Annotated in this window: 14 protein-coding genes, 2 tRNA genes and 1 pseudogene; 10 read left to right on the top strand and 7 right to left on the bottom strand. The window is 67.6% G+C overall.

Going from position 1 to position 18902, the window contains the following annotated elements; genetic code table 11:
• Window positions 1-51: 51 nt before the first annotated feature.
• Both ACFVTE_RS08565 and ACFVTE_RS08560 read left to right on the top strand, forming a co-directional pair.
• Complete coding sequence (locus ACFVTE_RS08565; RefSeq protein WP_387099141.1) at window positions 52-1410, top strand: glycosyltransferase 87 family protein; 1359 nt, start codon at window positions 52-54, stop codon at window positions 1408-1410.
• Window positions 1407-2150 (top strand): SDR family oxidoreductase, encoded by a 744-nt coding sequence (locus ACFVTE_RS08560; protein WP_387099139.1) that lies wholly within the window; start codon window positions 1407-1409, stop codon window positions 2148-2150. The genes ACFVTE_RS08565 and ACFVTE_RS08560 overlap by 4 nt, the downstream gene beginning before the upstream one ends.
• A gap of 97 nt (window positions 2151-2247) precedes the next feature.
• Here ACFVTE_RS08560 and ACFVTE_RS08555 read toward each other — a convergent pair whose 3' ends face one another.
• Genes ACFVTE_RS08555 through ACFVTE_RS08535 form a run of 5 tightly spaced genes read right to left on the bottom strand, consistent with a single transcriptional unit; the run spans window position 2248 to window position 8794 of the window.
• Entirely contained in the window at window positions 2248-3957 is a 1710-nt protein-coding gene (locus ACFVTE_RS08555; protein ID WP_387099137.1) for a phospholipase D family protein, read from the bottom strand.
• Window positions 3958-4009: 52 nt separating this feature from the next.
• A complete protein-coding gene (locus tag ACFVTE_RS08550; RefSeq protein WP_387099135.1) occupies window positions 4010-5230 on the bottom strand; it encodes an acyl-CoA dehydrogenase family protein in 1221 nt (406 codons plus the stop codon).
• Window positions 5231-5268: 38 nt separating this feature from the next.
• Complete coding sequence (locus tag ACFVTE_RS08545; protein WP_387099133.1) at window positions 5269-6792, bottom strand: APC family permease; 1524 nt, start codon at window positions 6790-6792, stop codon at window positions 5269-5271.
• The gene (locus ACFVTE_RS08540; RefSeq protein ID WP_387099131.1) at window positions 6789-8009 is read right to left on the bottom strand and encodes a glutathionylspermidine synthase family protein; all 1221 of its coding nucleotides are present in this window, start codon (window positions 8007-8009) and stop codon (window positions 6789-6791) included. Before ACFVTE_RS08540 ends, ACFVTE_RS08545 begins: the two co-directional genes overlap by 4 nt.
• 2 nt (window positions 8010-8011) lie before the next feature.
• Window positions 8012-8794, bottom strand: a complete 783-nt coding sequence (locus ACFVTE_RS08535; protein ID WP_387099129.1) for a Tat pathway signal protein — start codon at window positions 8792-8794, stop codon at window positions 8012-8014.
• A 220-nt stretch (window positions 8795-9014) separates the two neighbouring features.
• Between ACFVTE_RS08535 and ACFVTE_RS08530 the strand changes: the two genes are divergently transcribed.
• The 5 genes from ACFVTE_RS08530 (at window position 9015) to ACFVTE_RS08510 (ending at window position 14033) form a co-directional block, all read left to right on the top strand.
• A complete protein-coding gene (locus tag ACFVTE_RS08530; RefSeq protein WP_387099127.1) occupies window positions 9015-9668 on the top strand; it encodes an MOSC domain-containing protein in 654 nt (217 codons plus the stop codon).
• Window positions 9669-10172: 504 nt separating this feature from the next.
• Window positions 10173-12248 (top strand): DEAD/DEAH box helicase, encoded by a 2076-nt coding sequence (locus ACFVTE_RS08525; RefSeq protein ID WP_387099125.1) that lies wholly within the window; start codon window positions 10173-10175, stop codon window positions 12246-12248.
• Window positions 12249-12531: 283 nt separating this feature from the next.
• Window positions 12532-12603: transfer RNA gene (locus ACFVTE_RS08520), tRNA-Thr, on the top strand.
• A 61-nt stretch (window positions 12604-12664) separates the two neighbouring features.
• Window positions 12665-12738, top strand: a tRNA-Met gene (locus ACFVTE_RS08515).
• A gap of 314 nt (window positions 12739-13052) precedes the next feature.
• On the top strand, window positions 13053-14033 hold the full coding sequence (locus tag ACFVTE_RS08510) for a hypothetical protein (protein WP_387099123.1): 981 nt from the start codon (window positions 13053-13055) through the stop codon (window positions 14031-14033).
• Between the two features lie 86 nt (window positions 14034-14119).
• On the opposite strand, the gene ACFVTE_RS08505 is transcribed toward ACFVTE_RS08510, so the two are convergent.
• Complete coding sequence (locus tag ACFVTE_RS08505; RefSeq protein ID WP_387099121.1) at window positions 14120-14809, bottom strand: HNH endonuclease family protein; 690 nt, start codon at window positions 14807-14809, stop codon at window positions 14120-14122.
• Between the two features lie 313 nt (window positions 14810-15122).
• On the opposite strand from ACFVTE_RS08505, the gene ACFVTE_RS08500 reads away from it, so the two are divergent.
• Window positions 15123-15683 carry a dihydrofolate reductase family protein gene (locus tag ACFVTE_RS08500; protein ID WP_387099119.1) on the top strand — a complete coding sequence of 187 codons (561 nt, stop codon included), beginning with the start codon at window positions 15123-15125 and terminating at the stop codon, window positions 15681-15683.
• 39 nt (window positions 15684-15722) lie between these two features.
• Window positions 15723-16040: pseudogene (locus ACFVTE_RS08495) on the top strand (NAD(P)H-binding protein); the annotation flags it as partial.
• A gap of 119 nt (window positions 16041-16159) precedes the next feature.
• Here ACFVTE_RS08495 and ACFVTE_RS08490 read toward each other — a convergent pair.
• Window positions 16160-17362, bottom strand: a complete 1203-nt coding sequence (locus ACFVTE_RS08490; protein ID WP_387099117.1) for an ROK family protein — start codon at window positions 17360-17362, stop codon at window positions 16160-16162.
• 230 nt (window positions 17363-17592) lie between these two features.
• Here ACFVTE_RS08490 and ACFVTE_RS08485 point away from each other — a divergent pair, with 230 nt between their 5' ends.
• Window positions 17593-18882 carry an ABC transporter substrate-binding protein gene (locus tag ACFVTE_RS08485; RefSeq protein WP_387099115.1) on the top strand — a complete coding sequence of 430 codons (1290 nt, stop codon included), beginning with the start codon at window positions 17593-17595 and terminating at the stop codon, window positions 18880-18882.
• Window positions 18883-18902: the final 20 nt, after the last annotated feature.

The raw sequence follows: 18902 nt of genomic DNA, 5'->3' as shown, positions 1-18902 counted from the left end.
GCGCTACGCGTCCCGCAGCCACATTGCCGGACGACAGCTGGGGGACACCGAATGGCACTGCTTACTGCCCGAACGAAAAGCGACAGACCCGCCGGGGAACAGGACAACCTATCCGCACCGCGGCCTCGCGGCCGCCGGACCGCGCTGGCCGCCGTCGAACTGGCGGTCCTGCTGGCCGTGCTCGCAGCCGCCGTCTTCGTCTCGTCGCGGCTGGACGCCTGGGGCGAGAAGGGCCTGGACTTCAGCGTCTACTGGTACGGCGGCAAGATCCTCAACGACGCCGGCCTGTCGCCGTCGGGCCTGTATCAGCCCACTGTGGACTGGGCAGGCGGACCGGAACTGCCGTTCACTTACCCGCCGTTCGCGGCGCTGGTCTTCAGCCTGCTTGCCAACCTGCCGCAGGCCACCGCGCTGCTGCTGTTCAACGCCGCAGGCGTGGCCGTGGCCGCCTGGGTAGCGGCGCTCGGTGTCCGTTACTGGCACAGCAAGCCGGGCTGGCGCAGCACCTTTGCCTCCCCGACCTTCCGGTCCGCGCTCAACCGGCTCGGCGCCGTCGTACTTTTCCTGGCCGTCCTGAATCTGGGGCCGTGGCGCGAAACCCTGGTTTTCGGACAGATCAACATCCTCCTCCTGGGGCTGATGACGGCGGACCTGCTGTCCCGCAGCCCGCTCTGGCGGAACGGCGTGCCCGGCAGCGGCTTCCTGGTGGGCGTGGCGGCCGGCATCAAGCTGACGCCCCTGGTCTTCGGACTGTATTTCCTGATGCGCAAGGACTGGCGCGGACTGCTGAACATGGGCGCCGGGTTTGCCTTCACCGTGCTGCTTGGCTGGGTGCTCCGGCCAGCCGAATCCCTCAGCTTCTGGCTGGAGATTCTTCCCGATACGTCCCGGATCGGCGGCGCCGGCTACGTGGACAACCTGTCCATCAAGGGCGCCCTGCTCCACTTCGGGGTTCCGGCGGACGTCGTGAACGTGCCGTGGATACTCCTGAGCCTGCTCGTGGTGGCTCTGGGCGCGGCCGTCATCCGGACCGCCAGCCGCCAGGGTGCCAGAGTGGTGGCCATTTCCGCCACGGCACTCACCATGCTCCTGGTCAGCCCGGTCTCGTGGTCGCACCACTGGGTCTGGATGGCGGCAGTGCTTCCGGCGTTCGCCTGGACGCTGCGCGAAAGCCCTCAGCGGCACCGCCTCTCACGCTGGGTGATGGGCGCCGTCCTGGGCGTGTCCACGGCGGTGTTCCTGTTCTCGCCGAAGACCATCGGCACCGCCCTGGGCTCCGAAAACCTTGATCTGCAGACGCCGGCGCCCTGGATCATGGCGTCCAGCGCCGGGGTGTTCTGCGCGCTCGCCATCATGCTGTGCTGGCTCGTGGTCCTCCGCCGCGACGCCGTGGCGGAGCTGGCTGAATGAGCACGGCACTGGTCACCGGCGTCGGGCGCCTCGCCGGCATTGGCGCGGGGATCGCCCGGCAGTTGGCCGCCGGCGGCTGGGACCTGGTGCTGACCTACTGGCAGGACTACGACGCCCGCATGCCCTGGGGAATCCAGCCGGACGACGTCGGGCGGCTCACCGCGGAACTGGCGGCGACCGGCTCCAAGGTGGTGGCGCTGCCCGCCGACTTTCAGGACCCGGGCGCCGTGGACCGGCTGATGGCGGAGGTGGCCGCGCAGGCGGGAACCCTCCACGGGATGGTGCTCAGCCACGCCGAGTCCGTCGATTCGGGCATTCTGGACACCACCCTCGAAAGCTTCGAGCGGCACTTCGCCGTGAACACCCGGGCCAGCTGGCAGCTGATCCGCGCCTTTGCGCAGCAGGCAGCGGACGATGGCGGCGCCATCGTCGCGCTGACCAGCGACCACACAGCGTTCAACCTGCCGTACGGTGCGTCCAAGGGTGCGTTGGACCGTATTGTGATCGCCGCAGCGCGTGAGCTCGGGCCTCTGGGCATCAGCGCCAATGTGCTCAACCCCGGGCCCGTGGACACCGGCTGGATGGATGGACCGCTTCGTGAAGAGCTGGCCCGGCGGCAGCCCGGCGGGCGGCTGGGCACGCCTGCCGACGTGGCGGGAACCGCGGCGTTCCTGCTGTCCCCGGCAGGCCGCTGGGTGTCCGGTCAGCTCATAAAGGCCGACGGCGGGTTCTCGGCCTGACGCTTCCGGCGCACTTTAGGGCGGGCACGTTCCCGGGCCGCCATGGGCACCTCACCGCCGTGGGATTTGCGCGCCACGGCAGCTGCGATTCGCCCGTTTAGAACGGGGTAGTGCCGCGCATCCGGCGGGGGCGGCCGTCCGGATCCACCACCAGGCGGTTGGCAGCGCCTGCCCAGAGACGCTGAAGGGGCGGCACGGGCGCTGGAGTGTGGTGGCGCACATGTCCCTTGGGGCGTGGCCCGCCGCGGCCGGTTGCGTGCCAATGTTCCAGGGCATCGGCGGTGGCGTTCCAGAGTTTCAGCCCGGCTGCCGGGGCGTGGAGCTGAGGGTCATCCTCGTCCAGGCCCAGGTGTTCGGCCCAGAGCTGCAGCCGCAGCCCGTAGGCCAACGGCCGGGATGCGCCGGGGACCGTGTTTGCCTGCTGCCCGGTGTCTGTACTCCCGGTGTCTGTACTCCTGTCTGGACCGGGGGCTTCCCGATGACTGGCACTGGTGTCGAACACGGCGCAGGTGAGCTCGCTGTCCGTGGTCCAGGACCGGCGGTTGAAGTTGTCCGATCCGCAGGTGAACCAGGTGTCGTCGATGATGCAGATCTTGGCATGGACATAGATCGGAGTCCCGGCGCGGTTTTCCAGGTCGAACACGCCAACCCTGTCGGGCGCAGCCCGGCGCATCCTGCTGATGGCACGCATCTGCCCCACCCGCTTGGGCGGCCCGCCGAGAATACCGTCAGAGTCCGGGTAGCGCGGCACGACGGCGATCACCTGCAACTCGGGGTTCTGTTCGAGGGCCGCCGCGATCCCGGCCGCCACCTCTTCGGACCACAGGTACTGGTCCTCGATGTAGATCAGCGAGCGGGCCTGGGCGAAGGCTTTCGTGTAGGCCCGGGCGATGCTCCGCTCACCGCCAGGTGCGAAAGGGAACGGCGGATGCTTCATGCCGTAAGTGCGGAGCAGCTGCACGGCATGAGGTCCCGCAGGTGGCGGGGGCGGCGCAGTGGCGGGGAGCGGTTCGGGGTGCCGGGGCATATCGGCAAGACGCTGCAGGAGCATCCGGTACGGTGTGCGACGGTCCAGGGGATGGGGATCATTCCACCGTTCGGCGAACAACTCCAGCACATCTGCCACAACCGGGCCCCGGAGTTCGAGGGCCGCATCGTGCCACGGCGGCCTTTTTCCATACCGGGAATCCATGGCCACCGCCTGCGGGTCCCCCTCGTGATCGGCATCGTCCCGGCGGCTGTGGGAAAGATCGATCCCGCCCACGAACGCGACGTCCAGCGAGGGGTCGTTCCGCCGGCGGATGACGACCAGTTTCTGGTGATGGCAGCCGAAGAGGCGCACCCGCTGGTCCAGCAGCACCTCCCCGCCGGCGTCGTTGACCTGGCGGCTGAGGAGCTCGTTGGACCGCCAGCTCATCGGGGCCGACACGCGCTCGCCGTGGGATCGCCAAATCAGGCCGCGTACTTCCACTCCCGCCCGGGCCAACCGCGCCAGCAACTCACCGATTGTCGGTCCATCCGCCGTCAGCCGCTCGTCGGCATCGCCACGCCAGTCGGTGAACCACACGCGGTCCCCCGGACTCAGGGCCGACAGCTCCTCAAGCAGCCGGGCGAAGTAGGTGGCCCCATGAATGAGAGGCCGCACGAGGTTGCCCTCCGACCAGGACGGCGATTCGGCACCGCCGGCGTGCACGCCGGTGGCTGTATTCCCCCGCTCAGCTCCACTCAGGAACCAGGCACCGGCACTACTGTCCACCCGATGGTCCCCGCTCCCTCCTGGGGCCGGGAGATCGTCAGCGTCAGCCATGTGCCCAGTATGCTCCAGGCCATGCGGCCGCGGCGAGAGCCAAACCATCCGCCTACCGGAACGCCGGCAGGCCCGTGACGTGCTGGCCGAGGATCAGTGTGTGCACCTCGTCTGTTCCCTCGTAGGTGCGCACGGACTCGAGGTTGGCTGCGTGCCGCAGGGGAGAGTAGTCCAGCGTGATGCCGTTGCCGCCCAGGATGGTCCGGGCTTCCCGCGCCACCTTGATGGCCTCGCGGACGTTGTTGAGCTTGGCCAGCGAGATCTGCTCAGGGCGGAGCCGGCCGGAGTCCTTGAGCCGGCCCAGGTGCAGGGCGAGCATGGTGCCCTTCTGGACCTCGAGCAGCATGTTGACGAGCTTCTCCTGCGTCAGCTGGTAGCCGGCCAGCGGCTTGCCGAACTGCAGGCGCTCCATCGAATACCGCAGCGCCGCCTCGTAGGAATCACGGGCCGCGCCCATGGCGCCCCACGCGATGCCGTACCGCGCCTCATTCAGGCAGCTGAAGGGGCCGCTGAGTCCCCGGGCACCCGGCAGCAGTGCCTCCGGGCCCAGCCGGACGCCGTCGAACGTCACATCGCACTGGATGGAGGCGCGCATGGACAGCTTCCCCCCGATCGGCGTGGCGGTGACTCCCGCCGTGCCGGCGGGCACGAGGAAGCCGCGGACGCCGTCGTCGGTCCTTGCCCAGACCACCATCACGTCGGCCACGGAGGCGAGCCCGATCCAGCGCTTGGCGCCGGCCAGGATCCAGCCGGCGTCCTCGCCGGTTCCGTCCGGACGCGCTGTGGTGGTCATCGACGACGGGTCCGAGCCCGCCGTAGGCTCGGTCAGCGCGAAGCAGCCGATCACCTCGCCGGCCGCCATCCGGGGGAGCCACTCCTCCTTCTGGTCCTCCGAGCCCCACTTATGGACGGCGCTCATCGCCAGTGACCCCTGGACAGAGACGAACGTGCGGATTCCGGAATCGCCGGCCTCCAGCTCCATGGCGGCCAGGCCGTATTCGACGGCGGACCGGCCGGGGCAGCCGTAGCCCTCCAGATGCATGCCCAGGACGCCCAGCTCGCCCAGCTGTGCGGGCAGGTGCAGGGGGAAGACGCCCTCTTCGTACCATTCGGCGATGTCGGGGCGGATCTGCTGGTCGGTGAAGTCACGGATCCGCTGCCGCAGGGCCAGCTCATCGGGGGTCAGCAGGGAATCCAGGGCCAGGACATCCGAAGGGTCCGGGAGACCGTACTCGGCCGAAGCTTCCGCGGGATCAAAGGCGTCATTGCTCATTGCAGCATCCTATGTGTCCCAGGCCGCCGTACATCGGGTTACCCGCCCGGGGAAACCCGCGTCCGGCCCAGGAAGTACTCCCGGGTTGACGGCAGAAACCGGCAGACCGTCGCCAGCACCACGCCCAGCGCCAGCAGCACGACGCCGCTGACAAACGCCCCGCCGACGCCGAAGATCTGCGTGTTCCCGTAGGCCGGGTCCCACATCTGCGCGGCGGACACGAAGAACGCCGCGGTCAGCAGCAGCGCCCCGAGCAGCGGGAGGATTCCGCGGAACCACAGGTTGCGGGCTGATTCACGCAGGGTATCCCGGAAGTACCAGGCGCAGGCAAAGCCCGTGAGGGCGTAGTAGAAGGCGATGAACAGGCTGATGGAGCTGATGGAATCGGACAGCAGGTTCTCGCTGAGGAAGCTCATGGCCACGTAGTACACGATGGCCGCCGCGCCCATCACCTGGGTGGAGAACCCCGGGGTCTGGTTGCGCTCGTGGACCTCCCCGAACTTCGGCGGCAGGGCCCGGTGCACGCCCATGGACAGGGTGCCGCGGGCGGTGGGCAGGATGGTGGTCTGGGTGGAGGACAGCACGGACGCCAGCACGGCCACCACGATCAGCCAGCCCCACGGACCCAGCACCACGTCCTTCATCGCCAGGAACACGTCGTCCTGGTTGTCCGCGTTGGCCAGGCCGATTCCGTCGGTCCCCACGGACGCGTACATCATCACCAGCAGCGCCACCGAGACGTAGATGGCCACCAGCACAAACGCCGAGATGACCGCTCCGCGGCCAGGGGTGGTGGCCGGGTTTTCGGTTTCCTCGTTCACGGCCAGGCAGGTGTCCCAGCCCCAGTAGATGAACAGGGCGAGCAGGATGCCGTGCACCACCGCGCCGGGATCGGCGAACGCTCCGGCGGGGTTGAACCACTCGACGTCGAACGGCTGGCCTGTCGGCGCCTCTCCTGTCAGGCCCGCGATCCTGGCAATTATCGCCACGGCGAAGATGCCCAGAGAGATGTACTGGATGTACGTCAGGGTCCGCTGGACGTGCTCACCCAGCCGGATTCCGCGGTAGTTCACGAGGGCCATGAAGGCGATGAAAACGACGCCGGTGGCCGTCACCACCGCCTTGTTCCCCGCCAGGGACCCGTCGCCGACGAGGAGCCAGAGGTACTGGCCGGCCACCTGGGCCAGGTTGGCCAGGACCACGACGCCGGCCAGGGCCACGGCCCAGCCGCCCAGCCACCCCGCCCAGGGTCCGAAAGCACTTCGGGCCCAGATGAAGGTGGTTCCGCAGTCCGGCATGGCGCTGTTGAGCTCGCGGAAGGCGTAGGCGATGAACAGGACGGGAATGAAGCCCAGGACCAGGATCAGCGGGGTGTGGTCCCCGTTGACGGCCACGATCAGGCCGAGTGTCGCGGCCAGCGAGTACACCGGCGCGGTGGAGGCGAGGCCCAGCATCACGGAGTCGCCGAGGTCAAGGATCCCGGCGCGGAGTCCCTTGCCGGGGACGGCACTGCCGGGCTGGCCCCCGGCGCCGCCGCCCGCCGTCGTCGTTCCTGTTCTCATAGCGCTATACCTGCCTTGTTCGCGTTGGCCTGTGCTGCCTGGACGCTCAGCGGCGCCGGCGCGTCAATGGTGTTCGGGACGAAGCGGCAGAAGTAGTCGGTGACGGGCCCGTCGGACTCGCGGATGCCGCAGCCCACCGCTTCGCCGTCCACCACCCACAGGCCGAGGACCGGATGGTTGCCGTCGAAGTCGGGGAGCGAATGGTACTGCTGGTAGCACCAGCCCTCGCGGCCGTATCCGCCCGGCTTCGCCAGGCTGATGCCCTCCGCGTGGATCCGGATGTTGTCGCCCTCGCGGCCGTGCAGCGGCTTGGCCACCCACTCCCGGAGCGGACCCGGATCATTGAGGTAGGCGGGCAGCAGGTTCGGATGGTCCGGGTAGAGGTGCCACAGGGCGGCCAGGAGCGCCTTGTTGGAGAGCAGCATTTTCCAGGCCGGCTCCACCCAGCGCGGATTGTGCGAGCGCTGCATCAGGCGGTGGCCGAACGGTTCCTTCATCATCAGCTCCCAAGGGTAGAGCTTGAAGATGGTGCTGATCATGAAGTTGTCCATGTCCACGAAGCGGTTCAGGTTCGGGTCCCAGCCGATGTCCGACATGTTGATGCCGATGGTGGTCCATCCGGCCTGGCTCGCGACGTCCCGCATGTAGGCGGCCGTCATCCAGTCCTCACCCGACTCCTCGGCCTCGGAGTGGGCCACATGCAGCGTGCTCATTCCCGTGCGGTACTGCAGCTTCTTCCACTGCCGGATCAGCGCCTCGTGGATCCCGTTCCACTGGTCCTTCTCCGGGAAGACGTCCTGCAGCCAGAACCACTGGGCCACGGCCGCCTCGATCAGGCCGGTGGGGGTGTCCGCGTTGTACTCGAGCATCTTGGCCGCGCCGCCCTGGCCGTCATAGATGAAATCGAAGCGGCCGTAGATATCCTGGTCCCCGGCCTGCAGCGACTCGGCGGCCAGTTCCAGCGCCTGCGGGCCAATGCCGATGGGACCCATGGCGCCGGTGGCCAGGAACTTCGCGGCTTCCAGGCACATCCGGTGCATGTCCTCGGCCGTGACCTCCAGCGCCTCCACCTCGTCGATGGTGAATTCGTAGTAGGCGGACTCGTTCCAGTACTCGATCTTCTTGCCGCCGGGCAGTGTGGTGGTTGAGAACACCAGGCCCTGCTCCTCGATTTTCCGCTTCCAGTCGGGCCGGGGCTCCGAGAGTAACCGCTTCATCCCTAGCCTCCCGTGCTTCCGCCCTTGGAGCTGCTGCCGAAGCCGCCCCTGCTGACCGTGCCGCCCTTGGAGCTGTAGCCGGTGGAGGTCTTGGCCCCCTGCGGCACCGTCCGGGTGAAGTTCGGATAGGACGTCCTGTTCTGGCCGATGCCCGGAACGCTGGCCCCGCGGGCATAGAAGTACCAGGCGTACAGGGCACCGCCGCGGCCGGCCGAGCTGTTGCACTGGGTGTCCTCGACGCGCTCACCTGTCTCCTCGTTGAAGCAGACCTGGGCGTAATCGGGGTCCTGTTCGTTGCTGGCCACGATCGCGGTGATGGTGCCCGCCAGAAGGGCCGTGACGCCGAGGCCCACCACTACCGTGCGGCGCTGCGACCGCTTCTTCCGGGCTGCCGCATCGCGCTCGCGGTCACGGGCGAAGGGGTCGAAGACGGGGCTGGGCTGGGGGAAGCCGGTGTGGTTCTGGGTGCCTTCCGCCGGGGTTGCTTGGGCTGGCCTTCCCTTGCTTGGCTTTCCCTTGCCTCGTTTGCCGGTGCCCGGCTGTCCGGGGCCGCCCTGTCCCTCGTCTTCCCGTCCCTTGTCTTCCCGTCCCGGCGTGCCGGGGATCAGCAGCTCGGGGTGCAGCTCGGGCTTGGGCACCTGCCAGGGCGGCGGCTTGGCCGGCCCGCGGGAGGCGTCGTCACCGGACCTGCCGTCGTTTCCGCCGGTCACGTCGTCGTTCCGGGCCCCGCCAGCGTCCTTGCTCGGGTCCTTCTCCGGGTCCATGGTTCCCCCCTGCTGTTCCATGCTCTTGGCTGCGGCGCGGTTGGCTGCGGCGCTCTTGGCTGCGTGCTGTTGGCGGCCGGAACGCTTGGCTGCGGCCGGCGGTTACCGGCTGTCCGTCCAGCCGGTAAATACTGCAGCAAGCCTAGTGGCTGGAGGGTGCCTCGGTGAATAAATTTCCACGCCCACCATCCCGCCGGAAAGATCAAAAGCGCTGGTCAGCCCGAGAACCTAAACTGGAGCCATGCACACAGCCACTGTTCTCGCCGTTTGCCGGGTCCACCAGCTCCTTCCGGACGAGGGAAGCGTGGGCGTCACCGCCATCGACAAACGCCCGGTGGACGGGCCGGTGAAGGTACACAAGCTCGGTTTGCACGGTGACGTCCAGGCCAGCCGCATCCACCACGGGGGAGAGGACCAGGCGCTCTACGCCTATTCCCAGGCCGACGCCGACTACTGGATCGGGGAGCTGCAGCGCGAACTCCCGCCCGGGATCTTCGGGGAGAACCTGCGCGTCGCAGGAATCGAAACCACGGGGGCCGTGATCGGCGAACGCTGGCGAATCGGGCTGGAAGTGGAAGTCGAGGTCACCTCGCCGCGTGTTCCGTGTGCGACGTTCCAGCGGCGCATGGACGAGACCCAGTGGGTCAAGCGCTTCGCAGAGGCCGGAAGGGTGGGCGCGTACCTGCGCGTCGTCAAGACCGGCTCCGTGCAGGCAGGCGACCACATCCACCGCCTCTTCGTGCCCAAGCATGGAGTGACCATCGGCCGCTGGTTCAGCGAGCCCGACGTCGACGCCGTCGAGGCCCTGCGCGACGCCGAAGCCGACGGCGAAATCCGGCTGCAGCCCGAGTACCACGACCGGTTCGAGCAGATGCTCCGCCGGGTCGGCGGCTAGGACTCAGCGGCTAGCGCGAGCCGCCCTGCCGCGTTTCGGCACCGCTTTCGGCAGCCCGGCGCGGGCACCCCCCGGGACGGCGCGGGCGGAGGGCTGCATCGGCGCGAAAACCGGGGCAGAAACGCCGCCTGTGCGCAAGCTCACCGCCCCTGCCGGGTCCTCGGTTCGTCGGCATGCGGGGTCATGCCTTACACTTGAAACATCCCCCACTCCGGAAATCCCTTATTCCTGCCCAATTTTTGAGGCAGGACTGGCAAGTGTTGGGGCCCGCAAATGTGATGCGGGCAGTTTCATAGGGAGAGCCGGCTGAAGAAAACGCTGTACAGACTGCTGGGATAGCAGCCAAGAGATGCAGTGCGAAGTCCTGCCACGGGATTGCGAAAGCGCCGGACTTCTACGTGACCGGCCGGTCAATGTATGCCCGGCGCCCACGGCACATGTACTGCGGCTCCGCTCACCTCGGGTTGTGCCGCCTGGCCCCCTATGGATGAGGAACATCTCCCTATGCCCGAAAATCACGACGACGCCCGGAACATCGACGCCACGGAAACGGCGACCGCCGAAGCGGCCAACATCGAATTCACCGAGGCTGCTGTCCCCGCAGCCGAGCCCGCCGAGGCCGCAGCCCCCGCTGCAGCCGAGCCGGAAGAAGAAGGCGTCCGCTTCACCGACCTTGGCCTCGACGGCCGGGTCCTCGCCGCCCTGCAGGACGTCGGCTACGAAAAGCCCTCGCCCATCCAGGCAGCCACCATTCCGCTGCTGCTCGAAGGCCGCGACGTAGTAGGCCTGGCCCAGACCGGTACCGGTAAGACTGCAGCATTCGCAGTACCGGCACTGTCACGGCTGGCCGAGCTCCACGACCTCAATGGCCCGTCCCGCAAGACGCAGGCCCTGGTTCTCGCCCCGACCCGCGAGCTGGCGCTCCAGGTTGCCGAGGCCTTCACTTCCTACGCCAAGCACATGGAAGACTTCACCGTCCTCCCCGTCTACGGCGGCTCCGCCTATGGCCCCCAGCTGGCCGGCCTGCGCCGTGGCGCCCAGGTTGTTGTGGGCACCCCCGGCCGTGTGATCGACCACATCGCCAAGGGCTCCCTGGATCTCTCCGAACTGCAGTACCTGGTGCTGGACGAGGCCGACGAAATGTTGCGCATGGGCTTCGCGGAAGACGTGGAGCAGATCTTCCAGCAGACCCCGGAATCCCGCCAGGTGGCGCTCTTCTCGGCCACCATGCCGAGCCAGATCCGCCGGATGTCCAAGCAGTACCTGAACAACCCGGCAGAGGTCCAGGTCAAGTCCAAGACCACCACCGGCGCCAACACCCGCCAGCGATACCTGCAGGTTATGGGCCCGCACAAGCTCGATGCCATGACCCGCATCCTCGAGGTCGAAGAGTTCGACGGCGTCATCGCGTTCGTCCGCACCAAGATGGCCACCGAGGACCTCGCCGACAAGCTCCGGGCGCGCGGCTTCCAGGCTGCCGCCATCAACGGCGATATCCCGCAGCAGCAGCGCGAACGCACCGTTGACGCGCTCAAGGAAGGCCGCATCGACATCCTGGTTGCCACCGACGTCGCTGCCCGCGGCCTCGACGTCGAGCGCATCAGCCACGTGGTCAACTACGACATCCCGCACGACACCGAGTCTTACGTGCACCGCATCGGCCGCACCGGCCGGGCCGGCCGCTCCGGCGACGCGATCCTGTTCATGACGCCGCGCGAGAAGTACCTGCTGCGTTCCATTGAGAAGGCCACGCGGCAGCCGGTGGAGCAGATGCACCTGCCTACCGCCGAGACCGTCAACACCCTGCGCCTGGGCAAGTTCGCTGACAAGATCACCGAGACCCTTGAGTCCGAGGATGTGGCTGCATTCCGCGACCTCATCTCCTCCTACGAGGAAGAGCACAACGTGCCGGCGGCAGAAATCGCCGCGGCACTGGCGGTCATGGCCCAGGGCGGCCAGCCGCTGCTGGTCAAGGAACTGCCTGCTGCTCCGGAGTTCCAGAAGCGCGAACGGTCCAAGGACGGCTTCGGTTCCCGGGGCCCGACCCGTGCGCTCACCGAAGGCAACGCCACCTACCGGATCGCCGTCGGGCGGCGCCAGCGCGTCATGCCGGGTTCCATCGTGGGCGCCATTGCCAACGAAGGCGGCATCTCCTCGTCGCAGATCGGCGGCATCGACATCCGGTCGGACCACTCCCTCGTGGAGCTGCCGGCCGATCTGAGCCCCGATCAGCTGAAGGCCCTGTGGCGCACTCGGATCGGCGGCGAGCTCATCCACCTCGAGCTGGACTCCGGACGTCGCCCGTCAGGCGACCGGGGAGACCGTGGAGGCTACCAGGGCGGCCGCGGCGGCAACTTCAAGGGCAGCGGCGGCTTCAAAAAGGAGTATCGCAAGAACGACGGCGAGCGTTCCTCCGCTGACCGCGGCGGCCGTTCGTACAGCGAGCGTTCCGAACGTTCCTTCAGTGACCGCGGCCAGTCGAGCGACTCCCGGTTCGGCGGCCACGGCGACGGCTCGCGCAAGCCCCGCCACGGCAGCGATGGCGGCCACCGTGACTTCAACCGCAAGGGCAAGTGGTAACCACACCTTCGCGATCTTCCCGTGATGAATGAGGCTGCGGTGGATTCCGCATCCGAATAGAAACAGGCCGGCTGATCAGCCGGCCTGTTGCTATTTAAGGCAGTTCCCCATGGCCCGCATGTACGCTTCGTCACATCTGCGTCCCGAAGGGCCCGGAAAGGTCTTCCAAACGGGGCCGGAAGGCCGCTCCAAGCCCGGATTTCCGGGCTTTTCCCGTCTTGGAAACCACGTTCCGCGGCCGATTTGTTGAGTGCGAAATCTTCCGGTAGAGTATTTACTCGTTGCCCCCCTAGCTCAGTGGTAGAGCGCGTTCTTGGTAAGAACGAGGTCACCGGATCGATTCCGGTGGGGGGCTCGGAATGAGGGCCTGTGTCAAGGCGGTCTTGACCGGCTTGACACAGGTTTTTCTCATTCGTGGCGGTGTAGCTCAGTTGGTTAGAGCGCACGACTCATAATCGTGAGGTCGGGAGATCGAGCCTCCCCACCGCTACAGAATCTGCAGGCCAGAGGCATTCAGCCCCTGGCCTGCTTTTGTTTTTGGCCAGCGGCACCCATTCGGCTGATGGCCAAGCCGTCGTGGGGCGCTTTGGGGGAGTCGGCGTCGTAAATTACGACGGCGGCCGGCGTGTCCCGTGTCAATGTGCCCCATCGTGGACTGCTTCCGTAACCCAGAGCTTGAGTGCCACCCCCCAATCAGGGCTGGCGGCCCCAGCCTAATTCCAAGTTTGCGTTCCTAGGCTCGGCAGCATTACCGGCCGGGGTGCAAACCCCGGCCGCAGAAATGGTGCCCGTGGGGGGAACACAGTGGAGTGGTTTGGTGAAGTCGGCGTAGACCGCCGTGCTCTTTTGAATCTGGGGCGGATCGCGGCGGCCGGCGGAGGTCTCCTTGCCCTGGCCACCGTCACCGCCGGACCGGCGTCCGCAACAACCGTTCCCACAGTGCCGGCCGAGGTGGCCCCAACCCCGGCACCATCCGCGCCTCCCACTGATCAACCAGTTGGCACTGACCAGCCTGGTCCGGGGACCGCCCCTGCCCTGAGCAAGGCGGACGTGGGGCTCTCGGCGGTGGACAACACGGCGGACGCCGACAAGCCGGTTTCCGCCGCGCAGCAGGCCGCCCTGGACCTCAAGGCAGACGAGACGGGCATCGTCCGCGGCACAGACGGCCGGCGGTACCGGATGGTGGCCTGTGCGGTCCGCAACAGCGGCCTGGGATTCTCCCTGATCGAGGACGACCGGCACACGCCAGTGGGGGTGGTGTCGACGGAGAATGCCCTGGACGACATGTCAGTCACCGTCCGAATGGGGTTCGACGGCCTGAAGGTGAGCTCCGTGGTGGTGGTTGCCGACGAGACGCTGGCCGCCGCCGGTTACCAGCTTGGCGCGTCCGTCGGCCTGAACAGCATCACCATCCAGGCCTCGCAGCCCGCGGGGTTGGGGGACTACGTCTCATGGAACGGTTCCGCCTGGGTGTCTCTCAACGGGCTGGTCACGTCCACGGCGATGAACAAGAGCACCGGCCTCATCACCTGCACTCACGCCGCAATGTCATCGCCCTTTGGCGGCTCCGTCACGTCGAGGAGCCTGACCAAGCGGGCGTCCATGGAGGGCATGTCCGCCACGTCCACAAGCCTTTTTCTGGTGGACAACGCCGGCATCCCGGTCAAGACGCCCACCAAGGACAACAGATTCTGGCTGACCCGAACCGGTGCCCGGAGGGTGCCCATGTCCGAACTCGCGATGCCCTCTGCCAACATCTGGGTTTACGGGATGTTCGAGGTCTGACAAAAAAGCCCCGCACCGCCGTTGCGGCGGTGCGGGGCTGTTTCGTGCGGGGGCTAGCTTGGCTGCGTGACTTCCCGCAACCAGGCCTAGGCCCTGGTGACGCTGATGCGCACGTTCGGGCAGGAGTCCGCGTAGCGGATCAGGGCTGCCTTTTCGGCGCTGTCCACCCGCAGGCCCCAGCGGATCTTCACGGCGATCCAGTTGCCGATGTACTCGCAGCGGTTCGCCGGCGGCATCCAGGCCTCGGGACCCTTGGCCTGCTTGGCGGAGTTCAGCGCCGCCGTCTGCGCGTTCAGGGACCGGTCGTCGCCGAGGTCGTTGTAGAACGCCACCCGGCGTGCCTGTGACCAGTAGCGGGCCCCGGAGCCCCACGCCTCGTGGACGGGGACCGTGTGGTCGATTTCCACGGCCGACGCCAGGGTGTGCGTGCGGTTGTCCCATCTGGTGACCCAGCGGCCCGTGCCCACGGTGCACCGGCGCGCGGTGGTGAACGTCGCGGCCACCTTGGCCTCCTGCAGCAGGACCTCGGCCCGCGTGTTCTGGCAGTCACGGTTGGTGTCCAGCCAGGTGCCGAAGTAGCGGGTCCGGTCGTAGCCGGCGTTGTTCTCCGCGGCCACCGTGAGGGCGCGGGCGGCGGTGCGCAGCGGCGCGGAATAGTAGCTGGCGGCCTCGGCGGGCACTGCCAGCCCGGTGAGCAGCAGGCCGGCGGCCACGGCGGCAGCGGACAGCGACCGGACCCAGGGGCCGGACGTGACGGCCGAGGTGAAGGCAGCCACCCGGCGTCGTGCCTCTCTGAGCTGGCGTGTCTGTCCGAACTGGCGTGCGGCCTTGGAAAGGCCTGTGTGATTGGACGTGCCTAACGGCATGTTTCCCCCATCGTTCCTGAAACCGTACGAATTGCTTGATGCGTCAACCAGCATGTCAGCCGGAATAAGGGAGAACCGGAACCTTGATGAGGTCTTGATGCAATCCTGTGGGAACGCTGCGGATGCCCCCGAAACCGGCGCAACCGTTGTCATCCGGGCGGCTTGAACCTAAGGTCGGACTGCACAAACAAGGCAAACAGGCAGGCGGACAACAGGAGCCGGCATGGCCAGACTGATCTATTCGGGACTCATGTCCGTTGACGGTTACATCGCGGACCGGGACGGCAAGTTCGACTGGGCCGAGCCGGACGCCGAGGTGCATTCCTTCGTCAACGAGTTGATGCGGCCGGCGGGAACGCACCTGCTCGGACGCCGGATGTACGAGGTGATGGCAGCCTGGGACCATCCGGAGGACTTCGGCGAGATACCCGGCCATATCCGGGACTTCGCCGATCTCTGGAAGGCAGCCGACAAGGTGGTCTTCTCCCGCACCCTGCAGGACGTGACCACCGCCCGGACCCGGATCGAACGGGAGTTCAGCGCCGACGCCGTCGGACGGCTCAAGGCCGGCGCCAGCCGGGACCTGGCGATCGGAGGCGCGGAAATCGCCGGGGAGGCCATCCGGGCGGGCCTGGTGGACGAGTTCCAGATGTTCCTCTCGCCCGTGGCAGTAGGCGGCGGCAAGACCTTCCTCCCGGCTGACGTCCGGCTGCGGCTGGAGCTGCTCGAGGAGCGCCGGTTCGGCAACGGCACGGTCTTCCTCCGCTACGCCAACCGGCCGTGATGAACGGACGGCGGCGCCGGCCTGCGGCGGGCGCCGCGCCTGCGACACAATGGGGACAGGGCCCGTATCGCAATCATCGGCGGCCACGGCAAGGTGGCCCTGCAACTGCCCACCCTCCTCACAGAACAGGGGCACAGCGTCACGTCCTTCATCCGCAACCCGGACCATGCGGCGGAGGTCGCCGCCACCGGTGCATCGCCGTCGGTCCTTGACGTTGAAAACTCGACGACGGCGGAGGTGGCCGCCGGGCTCCGGAACCACGACGCCGTGGTCTGGTCAGCCGTTGCCGGGGGAGGGAACCCGGCCAGCACGTGCCCCGTGGACCGGGACGCGGCCATCCGTTCCGGGGAACGGGCTTATCGACGTGAACCCCGAGGACGCCAGCTCCGGCACGCAGACGTCGCGCGAACGTACACTTGGGGCCCCAGAACCACCCGCTTCTGGGGCCCCAAGTGTACGTTCGCGCTTGAACGGGGTCAGGCCGGGACGTTGAGCTCCAGGTCCAGGGTGTTCGTCTCCACGTAGTCCAGGGCCCGCCGGACCGCGCCCACAGTCACGATCGAATCGCCCAGCGGCGAGACCGCCACCCGCGGCGGGGTGACCGTGAACTCCGGCAGCCGGGCAGCAATGGGCCCGAGCAGGACCCCGGCAGAGTTGGCCACCGCCCCGCCGATCACCACGAGCTCGGGGTTGATCATGGTGGCCACCGAGCCGATCACGCGGGCCATCCTGTCGGCCAGCCGGTCGAGGATCTTCAGCGCCTCCGCATCACCGGCGGCGGCTGCGGCGAAGACGTGCTCCGCCTCGGCCCCCCTTGCGGCATGTTCACGAAGCGATGTATCGGCGGCTCCCGCCATCGCCTCCGCCGCCCAGACCCGCGCCAGCGACGCGATGCCGTAGGTGTCGCCCACACCCTCCACCAGGTCCAGGTACGCGAGTTCGCCCGCGCCGCCGCCGCTGCCGTGCAGCAGGCGGCCGTCCTCGATGACGCCGGAACCCAGTCGTTCACTGGCCAGGATCACGACGACGTCGTCCACCCCCGCGGCCGCGCCCCGCCACCTGTCGCCGAGGGCGGCGAGGTTGGCGTCATTCTCCAGCAGGACGGTCCATCCGCGCAGTTCTTTCAGCGCGGACTTGAGGCCGACGTCGAACAGCCCCCAGAAGCGCTGGGCCGCCAGGATGTTGCCGTTCCGGTCCACCGGTGCGGCGATGCCTGCGCACACTGCCAGCACCGAGTCCGGGGAGGCCCCCACGCTGTGCAGCGCCATGGTGGCGGCCCGGTCGATGACCCCCACACGTTCCTCGGCGGACATGTCCTCAATCTCAAACGGCTGGCTGGCCCGTCCCAGCACCTTGCCGCGAAGGTCGGACACCACCACCGTCGCCTTCGAGAAGCCCACGTCCATTCCCAGGACGTAGCCTGCGCGCTCGTTGAGTTCGAACCGCCGGGCAGGCCGTCCCTTCTGGTAACCGCCAAAGGCGCGCTGGTTCTCCAGCTCGGTGAGCCATCCGCGCTGCATGAGGTCCTCGCACACGGAGATGGCCGTGGCGCGGGTCAGGCCGGTGGCCTGGATGACCTCGGTGACCGTCACCGCACCCGAGGCGCGCATGAAATCCAGGACAGCTCCGGCGCTCACCCGGCGCAGCAGCTGGGGTGTTGCCGCCGTCATCTCGGACATGGTGTTGACCTCCTTGTGCTCTGCCCCACATAATACTTGAGGAACTAAATTTAGATCTAAAATAAACTAACCTTGTGGGCCGGACGGCCGCCGGCCACGGGATTCTCCTTCCAGCTTTTTCCTCAGCCCTTTTGCAAAGGAGCAACTGTGAACAGCCCTTCGAAGCACCGCCAACTCCGGAATCCGAAAAGCCCCGCGGCCAGCCAGAACTCCGCCCCGGCCTCCGCGCTGTGAGCACCATCCCGCTCAGCCGGCGAGCCCTGTTCAAGGCTGCCGGGCTCGCCGGCGCGGCAGCCGTCCTCCCGCTGGCAGGCTGCGGTTCCGTCCCCAGCAGCCAGAACGGCGTCACCACCCTGCGCTTCATGCAGAACAAGCCCGAGGTGGTGGCCTACTTCAACCAGGTGATCAAGGACTTCGAGGCACTCAACCCGGACATCCGCGTCATCCAGGATTTCAACGAGGGCAACTTCGTTCCCGGCCTGGTCCGCAACGATCCTCCCGACGTCGTGACCCGCGGCTTCGCGCAGGCGACCGCCGACTTCGTCCGCAAGGGCGTGTTCGCCGACCTTTCAGACCATCCGGCCGCAGCCACGATCGACCCCAAGGTCCAGGACCTGGTCAGCTCGTGGGGGCAGTACAACGGGCACGAGACCAGTGCCCTCCCGTTCTCCCTGGCAGCAGCCGGGGTCATCTACAACCGCGACATCTTCGAAGCGCAGGGCGTGTCCGTCCCCGTTACGTGGGACGAGTTCGTCGCGGCCTGCGGGAAGTTCAAGGCCGCCGGCATCACGCCCATCTACGGCACGTTCAAGGACAGCTGGACCCTCGGCCAGGGGATGTTCGACTACCTGGCGGGCGGCACGCTGGACGTCGCCGACTTCTTCGCGAAGCTCGCCGCCAAGGGTGCCGCCATCAGCGAAGACGCAAAGGAATCGTTCACCAGCAACTTCGGCCCGGTCCTGCCCAAGATGCTCGAACTGGCCGCCTTCTCGCAGAAGGGCGCCATCAGCAAGAACTACGCGGACGGCAACGCCGCGTTCGCCAAGGGCCAGGCGGCCATGTACCTGCAGGGCCCGTGGGCGCTGTCCCAACTGGTGGCCGCCAACAAGGACGTCAGGCTCGGCAGCTTTCCGCTGCCCGTCACGAACAACCCCGCGGACACGAAAGCCCGGGTCAACGTGGACATGGCCCTGTCCATCACCCGCAACACGCCCAACATGGCCGCCGCACGCCGGTTCGTCAGCTATCTGCTGAACCCCTCCGTGGTGAACGCCTACAACGAAAAGAACGCGGCGTTCTCGCCGCTCAAGGAAGCCCCCGCCGTCGAAAATCCCCAGATCACCGGCCTCGCGGCCTCGGTGCGGGAGGGCCGGTACTACCAGGGGGCAACCACCTACTTCCCGCCGTCGGTACCGCTGTACAACTACATCCAGTCCTTCGTGTACGGCAAGAACACCGAGCAGTTCCTTGCCGCCCTCGACGACGAATGGCGCCGGGTGGCCGAGCGCACCGCGGTCTGACCCGCCCGAATCCAGGAGCC

Source organism: Arthrobacter sp. NPDC058097 (assembly GCF_042884885.1).
In the GTDB taxonomy this organism is placed as follows: Bacteria; Actinomycetota; Actinomycetes; order Actinomycetales; family Micrococcaceae; genus Arthrobacter.
This window is presented reverse-complemented; position numbering and strand designations above follow the sequence as displayed.